Raw genomic sequence first — 18,500 nt, forward strand, 5'->3', positions numbered from 1 at the left:
CTTATGGCACTTGGTCGTCAATTTGCACAATCTCCCTTATTTTCCAAGCGAATCGCCTTGCAAGTTTTGCAAGGCGACGCTTTTACATGGCAACAACTTCTCGAAAAAACACAGCAAATCTCCACTTATTTGCAACACCTCGGTGTGAAGCCCCAAAATGGCATCGCTTTGTGTGGGAAAAATAGCCTAGAACTGGTGCTGTTTTATTTAGCCGCGATTCAAATCGGTGCCCGTGTTTTAATGCTCAACCCCATGTTTCCTCTGGAAAAACGTATTGCACTTTGTCAAGCCTATAATGTGGATTTTTTCTTTACCTCAGATCATGCAGAATGTGTTGCTGAATCCCAAAAGTGCGGTGAGATTTTCAGGTGTTTTTTTACTTTTTCGGATGCCATAAAGCAGGCAGAGAAAATAGACTTTTTCGGTGATTTTCCCGTTAATTTGACGCAACCAGCTACTATGACGCTTACGTCGGGTTCTACGGGCTTGCCAAAAGCCGTTGTGCATAATGTGCAAGCACATTTGGCAAACGCACAAGGCGTATGTGATTTAATGCAATTTGGTGCGGCAGATTCATGGTTGCTTTCATTACCGTTATATCATGTTTCCGGTCAGGGCATTGTGTGGCGTTGGTTGACAACAGGGGCAACTTTAGTGTTACCTGGCGAAGATTTTTATGCGGCAGTCAATCAGGTGACCCACGTTTCTTTGGTGCCGACGCAAGTGCAACGCTGGTTACAGTATTTGCAGGAAAAACCAACGGCGATACAAACACGCGCCGTATTGCTTGGCGGGGCACATATTCCTTTAGCACTGACGCAAGCTTTGCAGCGTCTTGGCGTGAAAAGTTATTCCGGTTATGGCATGACAGAAATGGCTTCTACGGTGTTTGCTAAACAAAGCGATGAAAAAAACGGGGTAGGGCAGCCCTTAGCCGGACGTGAATACTGTTTGCACAATGAGGAAATTTGGTTGCGCGGTGCAGGCTTAGCGTTAGGTTATTGGCAACAGGACCGCATCGTTTCTCTTCTTAACGAACAAGGTTGGTTTGCAACGAAAGACAAAGGCGTGTGGCACGATGGCGAACTTGTGATTTCAGGGCGAATTGATAATATGTTTATTTCCGGTGGGGAAAACATCCAGCCGGAAGAAATTGAAAAACTGATTTTACAGTCTGATTTAGTCAAACAGGTTTTTGTATTGCCTGTCACCGATCAGGAGTTTGGTCAACGACCGGTAGCCATTGTGGAATGGCGGGAGCCGACAAAAAGTGCGGTGGAAAATCTGAACGGATTTTTACAAGGGCGATTGGAACGTTTTAAACAACCTGTTGCCTATTATGAATTGCCGTTAAATTTAAGCGACGGTGCAATCAAAGTTTCTCGGAAAACGTTAGCAGGCTGGCTAGCGAAACAATTAGGATAAATATGAAAATAAACGCGTTTTTAACCGCACTTTGTGCTGCCTTATTTTTAAATATGGCGGTGTCACAAAGTGCCTTTGCCGATCAAAATACCCTGTCTTTGCCAACAGAAAAAAGTCTCAAGGCAGATCTCGCCGCCGCACAAAAAATGCCGGATGGTGATGAAAAACAAACGTTGGTCACAGACATTCAAACCTCTTTGGATTTATTGCAACAAATTCAAGCGCAGCAAAAGACCAATGAGGCGCTACAAGCCACATTGAATGGGGCGGATGCTGAGATTCAGAAGAATAATGCCGAATTACAAACGCTGAAAAAACAGTTAAATACCGCCACAGCTGCGGATTATCAATCTCGCCGCTTAGCGGATTTACAAGCTCAGCTTGAAAAATTAATCGAACAACAACAGGAAACGCAATCGGCGTTAGGGACAGTGAATAGCCAATTGGCGGGGCAAAGCTCAGTATCCGAGCGGGCGCAAGCCACATTAACCGCCAATTTGAAGCGTGCGCAAGAGCTTAATCAAAAGCTTGGCGATAGTACGACTTCAGCAGCATTGAAACAGCAGGCTCAGTTAGAGTTACAACTGATTGAGCTGAAAAATAATTACAATCAAATTTTGTTGAAAAACAGCGATCAGCTGACGGTGTTATATCAAAGCCGTTATGACTTATTAAACGCTCGTGCGCAAGTGCTACAACAACAGATTGCGGCCATTCAAGAGGCGATTAATCAACAGCATTTGGCACAAACACAAAATCAGGTTGATCAAGTACAGCAACAAAGTCAAAGTGCGGTCAAAAATAATTATATTCAGAAAGAATTGGAGCGTAATGCGCAACTGAGCCAATTTTTATTGGAACAAACGGAAAAAACCAACGCCTTGACGCAAGATGAATTGCGTATGCGTAGTGTGTTGGATAGCTTAACCCAAACGCAGCGCACCATTGATGAGCAAATTAGTGCGTTGCAAGGCACATTAGTGCTATCACGGATTATTCAACAACAAAAACAAAAATTACCGACAAACTTGAATATCCAAGAATTATCAAAACAAATTGCCGATTTGCGTGTACAAATTTTTGATATGACCCAACGCCGTAATGAGTTATACGATTTAGATGCTTACTTAGCGAAAGTTCAAGCGGATCAGAATCAAACCTTTACTGAGGCGGAAAAAACACAGCTCATCAATTTGTTGACAGAGCGCCGTAAAATTGCTTCAGATGTGATTAAGTCCTTAAATAATCAGCTGAATTTAGCGATTTCTTTAGAATTGACACAGCAACAAATTACGCAAATCAGTGATCAAATTCAAGCCAAATTGGATCAACAAAGCTTTTGGGTAAAAAGCAATAACCCGATTAATTTAGCGTGGTTTAAGAATTTACCTATGTCGCTTGGCGAGCAACTTGAGGGAATCAGTAAAAAATTAGGTTTTCCGAGTAATTTTGATAATTTGCCTTATTTGCTGACCTATGTGGCGATTTTAGTGCTTATTGGTGGCATTATCTTTAGATTTAAAACCTTTATTAAACAAAAATTAGCCTCTATCAACAGTGAAATTAATCGCCTTAGAACCGATAGCCAGTGGCACACCCCTATGGCGTTATTGTTTACCGGCATTATTTCGTTATCGTCAACATTATGGTTCTTGGCCGTTTGTCAGTTGTTTGGTTTCTTCTTCGTGAGAAACCCTGCGGAATTTTGGCAGTGGTCGTTGAGTATGGCGGCGTATTGGTGGTTTTTTACTTTTGTCCTTGCGGTGTTACGTCCAAATGGCATTTTGGTACACCACTTCGGTTTCACGCAGGATGCGGCTGAAAAACTGCAAGCCATTACAAAACGCATCATTGTTACCGTGGTGTTGTTATTGAATACTTCGGTATTTAGTGACGTAATGGAAAGCGGTTTGGCGGATGATGTGCTTGGAGAAGTGAATACCATCATCGCATTAGTTTTCTGTATCGTCATCATTGCACCACGTTTTAGCAAAGCGTCAAAAGCCTTTGGTCAAACAAGCCACGATCATCGCGATAAACTGCTTTTAAAAATTGTCCGCATCTTGTTGCAATTAGTGCCGGTCGGGTTAATCGTATTGGTGGTTCTCGGTTATTACTACACGGCACTAAACTTAATTAATCATATGATTAACACCTACATCGCTTGGGTGGTTTGGTCGTTGGCGCGCCATACGATATACCGTGCGATCACAGTATCTTCTCAGCGTTTGGCTTATCGTCGTTTACAAGAAAAACGTCAGCAAAAAGCGGCTGAGTTGAATGATGGTTCGCCTTCCGATGATGTTGTGGTGGTGAGCGAGCAAGAAGAAGGCATGGCGGTCAACCAAGTGCGCAGTCAGTTGTTACGTTTTGCCGATTTATTCATTTGGACGGCATTGTTTGCGATTCTCTATTATGTGTGGTCGGATTTAGTCACCGTAGCAAGTTACTTACGCGACATTACCTTATGGCAGCAAACAACGACAACAGAAGCCGGTGTGGTAACCGAAAGTATTTCGCTGTTTAACTTACTTGTTGCGTTAGTGATTATCGGTATTACTTACATTTTAGTGCGCAACTTGCCGGGGATTTTAGAAGTGTTGATCTTCTCCCGCGTGAAGTTATCACAAGGTACGCCTTATACTATCAACACGTTATTGACGTACACGTTAGTTGCCATTGGTGGGGCTTGGGCTTTTGCCACCTTGGGCATGTCATGGTCAAAATTGCAGTGGTTATTCGCCGCACTTTCTGTAGGTCTCGGTTTTGGTATGCAGGAAATTTTTGCGAACTTCGTGTCGGGTATCATTCTCTTATTTGAACGTCCGATTCGGGTTGGTGATACCGTGACCATTAACGATGTGACCGGCACGGTAGCGAAAATCCGTATTCGTGCGATTACGATTATCGATCCTGATCGTAAGGAAGTCATTGTACCAAATAAATCTTTCGTGACCGGACAGGTCATTAACTGGGCATTGTCTAACACGATTACTCGTGTGGTGATTTCCATTGGCGTGGCATACGGTTCCGATTTAGACTTGGTCAGACGCTTATTGTTACAAGCGGCAGCAGAACAAGCCAATATTATGAAAGATCCGGAACCGCGCGCCTTATTCCTCAGTTTTGGCGCTAGCACTTTGGATCATGAATTACGAGTTTATGTTTCTCAAGTCTCTGAGCGCACCAATACCATTGATGCGTTAAACCGCCGTATTAACGAATTGTTTGCGGAAAATAACATTGAGATCGCTTTCAATCAGCTTGATGTCTTTATCAAAAATCAAGATACCGGCGCGATTATGCCGTTGGTGGAAGTGAAATCATAAATCGAATTAAAGAGAGAAGATTATGGCTGGAAATACGATTGGGCAATTGTTTCGCGTCACCACCTTTGGTGAATCTCATGGCATCGCATTAGGTTGTATTGTTGATGGTGTGCCACCAAATATGGCGCTTTCGGAAGCAGATATTCAGCCGGATTTAGATCGCCGTAAACCGGGTATCTCTCGTTACACGACGCCACGTCGAGAAGACGATGAAGTGCAAATTTTGTCCGGCGTCTTTGAGGGCAAAACCACCGGTACCAGCATTGGCATGATCATCAAAAACGGCGATCAACGCTCGCAGGATTATGGCGAAATCAAAGATCGTTTTCGCCCGGGGCATGCTGATTTCACTTATCAGCAAAAATACGGTATTCGTGATTATCGCGGTGGCGGTCGGTCTTCTGCTCGTGAAACCGCCATGCGTGTGGCGGCAGGCGCTATTGCAAAAAAATATTTACGTGAACAATTCGGCATTGAAGTGCGAGGCTTTTTAAGCCAAATCGGCAAAGTGAAAATTGCACCACAATCCCTTGAAAACATTGATTGGGCGGAAGTGAATAGTAATCCGTTTTTCTGTCCGGATAAAAGAGCGGTGGAAAAATTCGATGAATTAATTCGTGACTTGAAAAAGCAAGGTGATTCCATCGGCGCCAAATTAACTGTCATTGCCGAAAATGTGCCGGTGGGCTTAGGCGAACCGGTATTTGACCGATTGGATGCGGATTTAGCCCACGCTCTGATGAGCATTAACGCGGTAAAGGGCGTAGAAATTGGCGATGGTTTCGCCGTCGTAGAACAACAGGGCAGTGAACATCGTGACGAAATGACACCGGAGGGCTTTCTTTCCAATCATGCGGGCGGCATTTTGGGCGGTATCAGCTCAGGACAACCGATTATTGCGACCATTGCGTTAAAACCTACCTCTAGCATCACCCTTCCGGGGCGCTCAGTCAATCTTAATAACGAACCCGTAGAGGTGGTGACCAAAGGTCGTCATGACCCTTGTGTGGGGATTCGCGCCGTGCCGATTGCCGAAGCGATGATGGCGATTGTGCTATTAGATCATTTATTACGATTTCAGGCGCAGTGTCGATAATTTGCAACAGGGACACCATAATGAATAAGATTTTTCATCAACTCATCAAAAGTGCGGTCATTTTTAGCAGCGTTTTTTTTGCGACCTCCACTTTTGCTGCACCACAAGATTGGCAACAGATCAAACGCCCGATTCCGGCAGAAAACGGCAAAGCCGAGGCGATTGGCAGCTATTCCAACGGCTGTATTATCGGTGCGGAACCCTTGCCTTATAAAGGCGAAGGCTATCAAGTCATTCGTATGAATAAAAACCGTTATTATGGTCATCCGGACATGATTCGTTATTTGCAACGTCTTGGGCAACGCGTCAAAGCGGCTGGTTTACCAACGATGTTGGTTGGGGATATTGCTATGCCGGGGGGCGGACGTTTTTTGACGGGGCACGCCAGTCATCAAATGGGCTTAGATGCTGACATTTGGTTGCGCATGGGCAGTATGTCTGACACTGATGCCTTGAATTCAGATGGAAAAGGTTTGTTGGTGGTGAATCGCAAAGCACAACGGGTGGACGAAAGCATTTGGACAGCAAATCACGCAAAACTGATTAAGTTAGCCGCGGAAGATCCGAAAGTGACGCGTATTTTTGTTAATCCGGCGATTAAGTTGAAACTCTGTGAAACTGCAGGTTCGGATCGTGCTTGGTTACACAAAATCCGTCCGTGGTTTGGGCATGACTCGCATTTCCATGTGCGCCTCACTTGTCCGCCGGGAGCACAACACTGCGAAAACCAAGCACCGGTGCCTGCTGAGGATGGCTGTGATAGCGAACTTTATTCTTGGTTTGAACCGCCAAAACCCGGGGCAACACCAAGTAAGCCCAAAGTCACACCGCCAGAACCTTTTTTGTGTCAACAAATCTTGAACTCACCAAATCGGAGTGAATGGTTGGAGTAAGGGATGGAATTCGGTCTTGATATTTTAGCCATTTTATTTGTGGTCGCTTTTGTTGCCGGTTTTATTGATGCCATTGCCGGCGGTGGCGGATTAATCACGATTCCGGCGTTGCTGATGACGGGGATCCCGCCTGCGGTTGCACTAGGGACTAACAAGCTACAAGCCTGTGGTGGTTCCTTTTCCGCCAGTCTTTATTTTTTGCGCAAAAGAGCGGTCAATTTTTCGGAAGTTTGGCTAATTTTGCTGATGATTTTCTTTGGATCTGTCGCCGGAACGATTTTAATTCAGCTGATTGATGCCTCCGTCATTAAAAAAATGCTGCCATTTTTAATTTTAGCGATCGGGATTTATTTTTTAGTCACCCCTAAACTGGGCGATGAAGATCGTAAACAACGTCTGTCTTATCCGATTTTCGCTTTTTGTATCGGCACATGGATGGGTTTTTATGACGGATTTTTCGGGCCGGGCACCGGTTCGATTATGAGCTTGGCATGTGTGACATTACTGGGTTTTAATTTAGCCAAGGCCACTGCGCATGCCAAAGTCATGAATTTTACCTCTAACTTGGCTTCCTTAATTTTTTTCCTTATTGGCGGGCAAATTTTATGGACGGTCGGTTTGGCTATGATGGCGGGCCAATTTATTGGCGCCAATTTAGGCGCTAAAATGGTGATGACCAAAGGCAAAACGTTGATTCGCCCAATGGTGGTGGTTATGTCTTTTATCATGACGATAAAAATGGCTTTTGATCAAGGCTGGTTTAATTTCTAACGGGATAAAGTGCGGTGAATTTCCGCAACGTTTTTTTATGACAGATTCTCAACAAAATATTCGTTTAACGGCACGTGTCGGCTATGAGCCGCATTTCTCGTGGTCCTATTTAAAGCCTAAATATTGGGGCATTTGGCTCGGTATTTTGGTTTTGCTGTTGCTGGCGTTTATTCCTTTTCGTTTGCGCGATAAATTCGCCGCCAAGATTGGTCTGTTGGTTGGACATAAAGCGAAAAAGCAACGCAAACGCGCTCAAATTAATTTGCAATATTGCTTTCCGCAATGGTCGGAACAACACCGCGAACAGGTGATTGATGACATGTTTGTTGTATTGGCGCAAGTGATGTTAGGGATCGGCGAAATTGCGGTGCGTTCAAAAAAACATTTGCAACAGCGCAGTGAATTTATTGGCATTGAACATATTAAACAGGCAAAAGAGCAGGGCAAAAATGTGATTTTGCTGGTGCCGCACGGTTGGGCAATTGATGCGTCAGGGATTATTTTGCACACCCATGGCATTCCGATGACATCCATGTATAACCCGCATCGCAATCCTCTGGTGGATTGGCTTTGGACGCTGGCGCGCCAACGTTTCGGCGGCAAAATGCACGCCCGTCAAAATGGCATCAAACCGTTTTTGAGCCACATTCGACAAGGACAAATGGGTTATTATTTGCCGGACGAAGATTTTGGGGAAGAACAAAGCGTGTATGTGGATTTCTTCGCGACTTACAAAGCGACTTTACCGGGCATTAATAAAATGGCGAAGTTGGCAAAAGCCGTTGTGATCCCGATGTTTCCACGCTATAACGCGCAGCTGGGTAAATACCAAATGGAAATTCATCCGGCAATGACACTGAGTGATGATCCGCAGCAATCTGCTCGTGCCATGAACGCAGAAATCGAAAGTTTTGTTACCGAAACCCCAGAACAATACGTGTGGATTTTGCAGCTTCTGCGCACCCGAAAAAATGGCGAAGATCTTTATGATTAATGTTCGGCAATCTGTCGATTTATGATAATATGCGCGCCGATTTATAATTTTAATTTGTGTGAAAAAACAACCGCACTTTTAGGTAAAAAAATGGAAAAACAACTTGCACTTATTGCTTCTTCAATTAAATCCATTCCTGATCATCCGAAACCGGGGATCATTTTTCGTGATATTACCAGCTTAGTAGAACAACCGACGGCATTTCGCGCTGCGATCGATTTGATGGTGCAACATTGCAAAGATAAAGGCATTAATAAAGTCATTGGGACGGAATCCCGTGGCTTTATTTTTGGTGCACCGGTGGCATTGGCATTAAATGTGCCTTTCGTATTGGTACGTAAACCGGGTAAATTGCCACGTGAAACCATTGCGCAATCTTATGAATTGGAATATGGACAAGACACCTTGGAAATTCATGTAGATTCCATTCAAAAAGGTGATAACGTATTGATTATTGATGACTTATTGGCAACAGGCGGAACCGTTGAAGCCACGGTCAAATTAGTACAACGTTTGGGCGGCGAAGTGAAGCATGCGGCATTCGTGATCAATTTACCGGATCTCGGCGGCGAACAACGCTTACGCGATTTAGGCGTAGAACCTTATACTTTAGTTAATTTTGCCGGCCATTAATTTTCCAAATGGACAGGGATAAAGCATGAGTTATCAAGTATTAGCAAGAAAGTGGCGACCAAAAACGTTTGCCGAGGTTGTCGGTCAGCAACACATTTTGACCGCACTTGCTAACGGCTTGCGTGAAAATCGCCTGCATCATGCTTATTTATTTTCTGGCACGCGCGGCGTGGGGAAAACTTCCATTGCCCGTTTATTTGCCAAAGGGCTGAATTGTGTTAACGGTGTGACTGCCGAGCCTTGTGGTGTATGTGAACACTGTAAAGCCATTGAAGAAGGCAATTTTATCGATTTAATTGAAATCGATGCGGCATCCCGCACCAAAGTGGAAGATACACGCGAGCTGTTGGATAACGTGCAATACAAGCCGGTGTTGGGGCGTTATAAAGTGTATCTTATCGATGAAGTGCACATGCTTTCACGCCATTCTTTCAATGCGCTCTTAAAAACCTTGGAAGAGCCGCCGGAATATGTGAAATTCCTGTTGGCGACCACTGATCCTCATAAACTGCCGGTGACGATTTTATCTCGTTGCATGCAGTTCCATTTGAAAGCCTTGGAGCAATCCCAAATTGCCGAGCATTTGGGATACATCCTAAATCAGGAACAGATTCCCTTTGAGTCTTTAGCATTAGATAAACTTGCCGGTGCGGCACAAGGCAGTATCCGCGACAGTCTCAGTTTGACAGATCAAGCTATTGCAATGAGTAACGGCAATGTCACGCTCAATATTGTCAATGAAATGCTTGGTTTATTGGATGAAACCCAAGCCATTGAAATTATTTATGCCTTGCAACAAGGCAATGGCGAAAAGCTCATGCAAGTTGTGAGTGAGGTGGCGAATAAAGCAGGTGATTGGGATGAGCTGTTGCGTGAAGTTGCAGAAAATCTGCACAAGATTGCGATGCAGCAATTATTACCACAAGCCTCGTTAACGGAAGCGGATCACATTAGCTTTTTAGCGAAACATATCGCACCACAGGATGTACAGTTTTTCTACCAAGTGGTGGTGAGTGGTCGGAAAGAATTAAGTTTGGCACCAACCGCGCGCATGGGCGCAGAAATGGTGTTATTGCGTGCGTTGGCGTTTCATCCGAAATTCATTGGTCAACCACTAAACCTTGAAAGTAGTACGCAAGAAAGCTCACCAAAAAATACATCAAGTGCGGTGGAAAATCGTGTTAAATCTTCTGGTCAAACTGCTTCAGCGGCGATTGAAATGCCGGTCGTTTCTCAGGCGATAAAAGCCCATTATCAAGATCGTAAAAAATCCACTACGAATGAAACCGTGGCAAAAAGCGCGCAACCTCAATCCACGCAATCGGCAGAAACCTTGGTGAGCTCGCCTGTACTTGGCGCATTAAACGGGTTAGACCAACTGGATGCCATGCCGAGCAGCCCTTCTCAAGAAAAAAAAAAGTCTGAGCGCCTAGCACAACATTCCTCTGAAAAACTGACCGCACTTTCTCACGCTTCTGACACCTTGGATGCTAAAAGTGCGGTAGAAAATCCGAATGAATCGGAGAGCGAAGAAAACGATTCAGATGTGCTAGGCGAAGATTACCGTTGGGAGTGGAGCAATCCTGAACTGGCATACGTTGAACAAGGTCCCAAACCTTCGGACATCAAGGCCGCCATTCTGCAAGACATCACCCCTGAATTACAGCAAAAAATTGTCCATTTAACGGAAGAACAAGATCGCTGGGCACAGTTGATTGAACAAAGTGGCGTGGAAAATCTCACCAAAGAATTCGCGTTAAATACCTTTATTTGGACGGAAAGCGAAGATTCGCTTAAATTGGGTGTGCGTTCCAGCCATGCACATTTGAATCAAGATAAACATTGCAAATTGCTGCAGCAGTCGGTTTCACATGTGTTAGGGAAAACCATTGCATTGACCGTTGAAATTAACGATGACGAACAGTATTTAACGCCGACGGATTATCGCCGCAAAATTTATGCTCAATTACGGGAGCAGGCGAAACAGGATTTATTGCAGGATCAAAAATTGCAATTATTAGAACGCGAATTTGATTGTAGCGTTGATGTGAAAAGCATTCGTCCGGTGTAATGATGTTTAGAAAACACGCCTTTAAACTTATCGCCTTTCTCGTTTTCCTTATAGCGGCGATTGCCGGTTATCTTTTTTATAGCTTAACGATTTTCTCCCCCGTCAACATTCACTTTACCACGACGCCAAATCTCACCTATCATCCGATAAAAAAACAGGATGAGTTAATTTGTTATCAAGCAGAACAGCCTCTCCCCGAAATCACACAGAAGACATTTCGCTTGTTGATTTGGAATTTGCATAAAGGACAAGATGCCGGTTGGCAAGAGGCGCTGAATCGTTTGGCGCAGGGACGTGATCTGTTGTTATTACAGGAAGTGTTAAACACACAAGAATTGGCTGCGCAATATTCATCGCGATTTCCTACCGCACTTTATGTCAGCGCCTTTGCTTATTTACAACAACAATCCGGCATTGAAATTCTCTCTCAATTTGCACCGCACTTTTACTGTGCCGGCTCAAAATCTGAGCCTTGGATTCGTATTCCCAAAGTGGGCGCGGCGATGAGTTTGCCTCTGTCCCACGGGCAAGCGCTGTTATTGGTCAACGTGCATTTGATTAATTTTGAAATGAATCCGACGGCTTATGAAGAACAACTTCGCACACTGATGCAGTTAGTTTCGCAACATCAAGGCCCGCTTGTGTTATCCGGTGATTTTAATTCTTGGAACGGTTATCGTATGCGGATCATCCGAGAATTGATAAAGGAATTCGGTTTGATTGAAGTTTCTTTTGCACAAGATCACCGATTACGTTTTTTAGGCAATCCGTTGGATCATGTTTTTGTGCGTGGGCTGAACGTATTAAATGCGACAACAGAACCAACGGAAAGCTCTGATCATGCACCTTTGTTGTTGGATGTGGAATTAGCCGATTAAACATTGAATGCAAGTTAGTTTGTTTTTCGTAATAAAAATAATTCGCAAGAGCTATGTTCATCTAAATGAAAAACCTCTAAAATTCTTAAACTTATTAACCAATCACTCGTCTTATTTATGAAACTATTGATTTCGAATCAACACGGTGCCATCGTCATGGCGCTCATGCCATTTTTATATGGGATGTTGCTCAGCAACCCGATTTGGCAACACGTTTTCTTTTTGCTGGCATGGTTTTCCTTGTATTTAATGACTTATCCGTTTCTGAATTTATTTAAAGGCAGAAATTTGGAACTATATATCAAATGGTCGTGGATTTATTTCTTCGCCTGTGTCATTTTTGCCATCCCAGTATTGATTTATAACTGGCATACGGTGTTATTTGTGGCGGCCATGTTGCCGTTCGTGTTGATCAGTATTTATTACGTTAAGCAGAAAGATGAGCGCGCTTTTTTAAATGATTTGGTAGGTATCGTGATTTTTGCCATTGCCGGTATGGGAGCTTATTATTTTCCTGACCGCACTTTTGATGACAAAATTTGGCTGGTCGCGCTGTATCCGAGCTTATTTTTTATTGGAACGACTTTATATGTAAAATCCGTTATGCGCGAGCGTAAAAATCCGTTGTATTTAAAATTATCCATTGGTTTTCACGCCCTTTGTATTCTCGGATTTGTTTTTGTCCAACAATATCTCATGGCGTTGGCGTTTGTGCCGCCATTCATTCGTGCCATTTGGTTGCCGAAGAAAAAAATGTCGGTCAAACAAGTGGGTTTCACTGAAATGGGTATTTCCCTATTGTTTTTTGCGAATTTACTTTATGCCACTTTGTAAAAAGATGATGAAAAAACGCTTAAAGCATTTTGCAATTGGCCTTGGCTTATTTAGTTTTTCTGCTCTTGCTGTGGAAACGCCGGTTTTTCCCATGGTTCAAACCGTGGAAGAAAGCGGGAAACTGTTGCGTAATGAACTTACGAATGATCAGCTAAGAGATTGGGGGCGTGCTTTTCTTCAACGCAATGATATGCCCTCCGTGTTTAATGTGATGTATCTTCTTGCGTTGAAAGATGATAGACGCGCACAGTTGGATCTTGGGCGACTTTATTTTCGTGGAGAAGGTGTCGAACAAAATTATGAAAAAGCCTATTGGTGGTTCAGCGAAGCCGCAGAACAAGGAAGCAGAATTGCGGTAACCAATTTAGGTATTCTTTACGCCGGTGGTTATGGCGTCAAAAAGAATCTTAATCATGGCATTTCTTTGCTGGAGAAAACCGCATCAGCTAATGACTCACAGGCGATGCTCGTTTTAGGCACTCTGTACTATAACGAAATTAAAATTAGAGACTTTAATAAAGCCTTCAAGTGGTTAGAAAAAGGGGCTAAACAAGGTAATGAAGAGGCTATTTTCCGCTTAGCGTTAATGTATGAACGAGGCGAAGGCACAAAACGTAATCGACCGATGGCGATTTCTATTTATAAAGATTTAATCGCACAAAAAAGCCGTTTTTCTGAAGAAGCAAAAGAGCGTCTAGCGTTATTAGAAGGTTAAGTGGATACAATAAATGGATGAGATTCGATACATATACGAAAAATGGCACCAGTATGCAAAGGAGCGCGATGTTGAGGCGTTAATTGCGTTATACGCGGATCATGCGGTATTTGAAAGTCCTTTGGTTCCGGCTATCTTAGATAGGACAAATGGCGTACTGAATAGCAAGGATGAGATTAAATTTTTCTTACAGGAAGGGACAAAGCGTCGTCCTAATGAGTTGGTCAAATGGTTTCGGCGTGGTGACTATCTCACAAATGGGCGTTTATTAGTTTGGGAATATCCAAGGCAAACCGATGAGGGTGAACAAATTGATATTCTAGAATTGATGGAAATCGAAAACGGGCTCATTCAACAACATAGAATCTATTGGGGCTGGAAAGGATGTTTGCTGATTAGTCAGGGGTTAGCGAGATTGCAGGAAAATCAAAAAAGTTCTTCAACCTAAAAAAATAAGGGTGCCATTGGCACCCTTATCTTTTTTATTCCTGTGGTGTCACCACTTCGATGTCCACGTTGCTATGCAACCCTCGCGGTAACTGCGTCCCTTTGCGACCCCGTTCGGCTCGGAATTTCTGTAAATCTTCCGGATTTAAGGTTACTTTACGTTTCCCGGAATGGAAGATGAGACTGGAATTTTCTTCAATCAACAATAACCGCACCAGTAATTCAGAACGCGCTTTGGCGTTGGCGGACGGAATAGTGACGATTTTGTTGCCTTTGCCTTTGGACAGTTCCGGTAAATCTTGTGCAGGGAAAATCAGCATTCTGCCGGCAGATGTGAGTGCCACCAAAAGTGCGGTCGGATTTTTCAGTGTTAACGGTGGTAACACTTTGGCATTTTCCGGTAAGGAAATGAGCGCTTTACCGGCTTTGTTACGAGCGACTAAATCGGCGAATTTACAAATAAAGCCATATCCGGCGTCAGATGCCATGAGCAACGGCTGATCTTCATTTTCAATGAGGAGCTGATCAACAGTAGCGCCTGCCGGCAGGGTAAGTTTACCGGTGAGCGGCTCGCCTTGGGAGCGAGCAGACGGCAGACTTAGCGGATCCAGGGCGTAACTGCGTCCCGTGCTGTCGATAAACACCGCCGGTTGATTGCTTTTACCGTAGGCATGCGCCAAATATTTGTCGCCGGCTTTGTAGCTTAAGCCTTGCGGATCAATGTCATGCCCTTTCGCACAACGCACCCAACCCATTTCCGATAAAATCACCGTCACCGGTTCTGTCGGCAGCATTTCGTTTTCTGCAATAGCTTTGGCTTCCGCTCGTTCAATCAACGGCGAACGGCGTGGGCTAGCGTATGTTTTGGCATCCTGTTGAATTTCTTTTTTCAACAGCGTATTTAAACGGCGTTCAGAGCCTAAAATCTCTTCCAAAGATGACCGCTCTTTTTCCAGCTCTGCTTGTTCCGCTTGCAACTGATGTTCTTCCAGTTTCGCCAAATGACGCAAGCGCAAGTTCAAAATGGCTTCCGCTTGTGCATCGCTTAAGTTGAAACGTGCCATTAATTCGGCTTTCGGTTCATCTTCGTGACGGATGATTTCGATGACGTCATCAATATTCAAAAAGGCAATCATCAAACCTTGCAAGATATGCAGGCGTGCAAGCACTTTGTCTAAGCGGTATTGCAAGCGTCGAGTCACGGTGGTGCGACGGAAAGTCAGCCACTCGGTGAGGATTTCCAACAGATTTTTCACTGCCGGTTTGTAATCCAAACCAATCATGTTCATGTTGACACGATAGCTTTTTTCCAAATCGGTGGTAGCAAATAAATGCGCCATCATGGCATCGGTATCTACGCGATTCGAACGCGGCACGATCACAATGCGCACCGGATTTTCATGATCTGCTTCATCACGAATATCTTCTACCATCGGCAGTTTTTTCGCGGTCATTTGCTCGGCGATTTGCGCAATCACTTTGGATGGCGACGCTTGATGCGGCAGGGCGCTGATAATGATTTCCCCGTCTTCCTTTTTCCATGCTGCACGCATTTTGATAGAGCCGCGACCTTGCTGATATATTTTGCGAATTTCTTCTTTCGGTGAAATGATTTCCGCCTCTGTCGGGAAATCCGGGCCTTGCACCACAGTCAACAAGTCATCCAAGGTGGTTTTTGGATTATCCAACAACATCACTGCAGCATCGGCGATTTCATTAATGTTGTGCGGAGGAATATCCGTTGCCATCCCCACCGCGATCCCTGTCGTACCGTTGAGTAAAATATGCGGCAAACGTGCCGGCAAATATTGCGGTTCTTCTAAGGTACCGTCAAAGTTTGGTTGATAATCCACAGTACCTTGACCGAGCTCCGCCAATAGCACTTCTGAAATTTTAGATAAACGGGATTCCGTATAACGCATCGCCGCGAAAGATTTCGGATCGTCCACCGCGCCCCAGTTGCCTTGCCCGTCAACCAATGGGTAACGGTAAGAGAAGGGCTGCGCCATCAACACCATGGCTTCATAGCAAGCGCTATCACCGTGCGGGTGGAATTTACCCAACACATCCCCCACAGTACGGGCAGATTTTTTATATTTTGCCGCCGCATTCAGCCCTAGCTCGGACATGGCATAAATAATGCGTCGCTGTACCGGCTTCAAACCATCACCGATAAACGGCAAGGCGCGATCCATGATGACGTACATGGAGTAGTTGAGATACGCCCTTTCGGTGAAGTGGCGTAGTGGCATTTGTTCGATGCCTTCGTAGTTGATGGAGTCAGTCATGATTTATTTTTGCGTTTTATTTATGTCGATAATATTCGTTTAATTTATTGGCTTTCGCCAAGTTTCCCCTCTTTTGTAAAGAGGGGCGAGGGGAGCTTTTAAGTGCGGTTAATTTTTGAAATGTTTTGAAGCGTTTGAAAATTTCACCGCACTTTTCTTTTTACACAGCCAAATCCACTTGATCCCCTTTCGCTTGTAACCAGTTTTTACGGTCTTCAGCGCGTTTTTTGGCCAGTAGCATATCCATGGTTTCCATTGTTTCTTGGCTTTCTTCGCTTTGTGCTTCAAAGGTGAGTTGCACTAAACGACGGGTGTTCGGATCCATTGTGGTTTCGCGTAATTGCATTGGGTTCATTTCACCCAACCCTTTAAAACGCTGGACGTTTGGTTTACCTTTTTTCCCTTTCAGACGATCCAAGATAGCGTCTTTTTCGCTTTCGTCGAGGGCATAGAACACCTCTTTGCCTAAGTCGATTCGATAGAGCGGCGGCATCGCCACATACACATGGCCTTGTTCTACCAGTTTCGGGAAATGACGTAGGAAGAGGGCGCAAAGTAGGGTGGCAATGTGTAAACCATCCGAATCCGCATCGGCGAGAATACAGACTTTACCGTAGCGTAGCTGGGATAAGTCATCGTTGTCGGGGTCAATGCCCAGTGCCACGGCAATGTCATGCACTTCTTGTGAGGCTAAGACTTGCTCCGGTGAGACTTCCCACGTGTTCAAGATTTTACCGCGCAACGGCAAAATCGCTTGGTATTCACGTTCTCGAGCTTGCTTGGCAGAACCGCCGGCGGAATCTCCTTCCACGAGGAATAATTCGGTTAAATTGAGATCTTGTGAGCTGCAGTCGGCGAGTTTGCCCGGTAGCGCAGGGCCGCTTACCAGTTTTTTACGCACCACTTTTTTCGCTGCACGCAAACGGCGTTGGGCTGAGCTAATAGCCATATCCGCCAACAATTCGGCAGTTTGAACGTTTTGGTTGAGCCACAAACTGAAGGCATCTTTCACAACGCCGCCAATAAACACCGCACTTTGACGGGAGGAAAGTCGTTCTTTGGTTTGTCCGGCGAATTGCGGGTCCTGCATTTTAAGGGAAAGCACATAAGCACAACGATCCCATAAGTCGTCAGCGGTGAGTTTCACGCCGCGCGGCAATAAATTGCGGAATTCGCAGAACTCACGCATGGCATCCAATAAGCCTTGACGTAAACCGTTGACATGTGTGCCGCCAAGTGCGGTCGGAATCAGGTTTACATAGCTTTCACCAATGAGTTCGCCACCTTCCGGCAACCATAATAACGCCCAAGATACCGCTTCTTTTTCGCCTTTAAATTCACCGATAAACGGTTGTTCCGGCAAGGTGACTAAACCGTTTACCGCTTCCATTAAATAGTCGTTCAAGCCGTCTTGATAAAGCCAAGTGTCTTCGGTGCCATTCACTTTATCGATAAATTTAATTTCTAGCCCTGAGCACAACACGGCTTTGGCTCGGAGTAAATGACGCAAACGGCTGACGGAGAATTTTTCGCTGTCGAAATATTTCGGATTCGGTTTGAAATGCACGGTGGTACCGGTCGTGCGACGACCGCAGGTACCGATAACGGTGAGGTCTTCCACTTTTTGACCATTTTCAAAGGCGATTTTATACACTTCACCGTTACGTTTAACGGTGACATCAACTCGCTCGGATAAGGCGTTCACCACAGAAATTCCCACCCCGTGCAAACCACCGGAGAAGGTGTAATTTTTATTAGAAAATTTACCGCCGGCGTGCAGTTTGCTCATGATCACTTCTACGCCGGATATCTTTTCCACCGGGTGAATATCCACCGGCATACCACGTCCGTTGTCGGTCACTTCAATGGATTGATCTTTATGCAAAATCACTTCAATTTTCGTGGCAAAACCGGCAAGGGCCTCGTCCACGCTGTTGTCGATAACTTCTTGTGCGAGGTGATTTGGGCGGGTAGTGTCGGTGTACATGCCCGGGCGGAGTTGTACCGGTTCAAGGTCTTTTAAAACGGTAATTTCGTTGGCGGAATAATTCGTTGTCATAGTCATTCATTAATAAAATCTTGGAAGCAAAATTGCGCAGGATTATAGCAAAAAACAACGGGATTTT

Annotated in this window: 14 protein-coding genes; 12 read left to right on the forward strand and 2 right to left on the reverse strand. The window is 44.7% G+C overall.

The annotated features are described in order from the left end of the window. Positions 1-3: 3 nt before the first annotated feature. From menE to J5A60_RS03365, 12 genes are all read left to right on the forward strand, one after another. Complete coding sequence (gene menE, locus J5A60_RS03310; protein ID WP_212510564.1) at positions 4-1,425, forward strand: o-succinylbenzoate--CoA ligase; 1,422 nt, start codon at positions 4-6, stop codon at positions 1,423-1,425. Between the two features lie 2 nt (positions 1,426-1,427). Beyond that, positions 1,428-4,754 (forward strand): mechanosensitive channel MscK, encoded by a 3,327-nt coding sequence (gene mscK, locus J5A60_RS03315; protein WP_212510565.1) that lies wholly within the window; start codon positions 1,428-1,430, stop codon positions 4,752-4,754. A 22-nt stretch (positions 4,755-4,776) separates the two neighbouring features. Continuing rightward, positions 4,777-5,850: a chorismate synthase gene (gene aroC, locus J5A60_RS03320; RefSeq protein WP_006717633.1), complete on the forward strand. Its 1,074-nt coding sequence runs from the start codon at positions 4,777-4,779 to the stop codon at positions 5,848-5,850. A 20-nt stretch (positions 5,851-5,870) separates the two neighbouring features. Further along, positions 5,871-6,743, forward strand: a complete 873-nt coding sequence (gene mepA / locus J5A60_RS03325) for a penicillin-insensitive murein endopeptidase (protein WP_212510566.1) — start codon at positions 5,871-5,873, stop codon at positions 6,741-6,743. 3 nt (positions 6,744-6,746) lie between these two features. Continuing rightward, positions 6,747-7,514 (forward strand): TSUP family transporter, encoded by a 768-nt coding sequence (locus tag J5A60_RS03330; protein ID WP_212510567.1) that lies wholly within the window; start codon positions 6,747-6,749, stop codon positions 7,512-7,514. Between the two features lie 37 nt (positions 7,515-7,551). Beyond that, positions 7,552-8,508, forward strand: a complete 957-nt coding sequence (gene lpxM, locus J5A60_RS03335; RefSeq protein ID WP_109103681.1) for a lauroyl-Kdo(2)-lipid IV(A) myristoyltransferase — start codon at positions 7,552-7,554, stop codon at positions 8,506-8,508. A gap of 21 nt (positions 8,509-8,529) precedes the next feature. After that, positions 8,530-9,141 carry an adenine phosphoribosyltransferase gene (apt, locus tag J5A60_RS03340; RefSeq protein ID WP_212510568.1) on the forward strand — a complete coding sequence of 204 codons (612 nt, stop codon included), beginning with the start codon at positions 8,530-8,532 and terminating at the stop codon, positions 9,139-9,141. 25 nt (positions 9,142-9,166) lie between these two features. After that, positions 9,167-11,212 (forward strand): DNA polymerase III subunit gamma/tau, encoded by a 2,046-nt coding sequence (gene dnaX, locus J5A60_RS03345; protein WP_212510569.1) that lies wholly within the window; start codon positions 9,167-9,169, stop codon positions 11,210-11,212. 2 nt (positions 11,213-11,214) lie between these two features. Further along, on the forward strand, positions 11,215-12,090 hold the full coding sequence (locus tag J5A60_RS03350; protein ID WP_371817620.1) for an endonuclease/exonuclease/phosphatase family protein: 876 nt from the start codon (positions 11,215-11,217) through the stop codon (positions 12,088-12,090). Positions 12,091-12,207: 117 nt separating this feature from the next. Further along, complete coding sequence (locus tag J5A60_RS03355; protein WP_212510571.1) at positions 12,208-12,924, forward strand: YwiC-like family protein; 717 nt, start codon at positions 12,208-12,210, stop codon at positions 12,922-12,924. Further along, complete coding sequence (locus J5A60_RS03360; RefSeq protein ID WP_249113887.1) at positions 12,911-13,639, forward strand: tetratricopeptide repeat protein; 729 nt, start codon at positions 12,911-12,913, stop codon at positions 13,637-13,639. The genes J5A60_RS03355 and J5A60_RS03360 overlap by 14 nt, the downstream gene beginning before the upstream one ends. Before the next feature lie 13 nt (positions 13,640-13,652). Continuing rightward, positions 13,653-14,087, forward strand: a complete 435-nt coding sequence (locus J5A60_RS03365; protein ID WP_212510572.1) for a nuclear transport factor 2 family protein — start codon at positions 13,653-13,655, stop codon at positions 14,085-14,087. 34 nt (positions 14,088-14,121) lie between these two features. Here J5A60_RS03365 and parC read toward each other — a convergent pair whose 3' ends face one another. Then, complete coding sequence (gene parC, locus J5A60_RS03370) at positions 14,122-16,374, reverse strand: DNA topoisomerase IV subunit A (protein WP_249113888.1); 2,253 nt, start codon at positions 16,372-16,374, stop codon at positions 14,122-14,124. Between the two features lie 160 nt (positions 16,375-16,534). Further along, positions 16,535-18,433, reverse strand: a complete 1,899-nt coding sequence (gene parE, locus J5A60_RS03375; RefSeq protein ID WP_212510573.1) for a DNA topoisomerase IV subunit B — start codon at positions 18,431-18,433, stop codon at positions 16,535-16,537. Positions 18,434-18,500 lie beyond the last annotated feature (67 nt).

It is taken from the genome of Aggregatibacter sp. oral taxon 513, assembly GCF_018128305.1.
GTDB lineage: Bacteria > Pseudomonadota > Gammaproteobacteria > Enterobacterales > Pasteurellaceae > Aggregatibacter > Aggregatibacter segnis_A.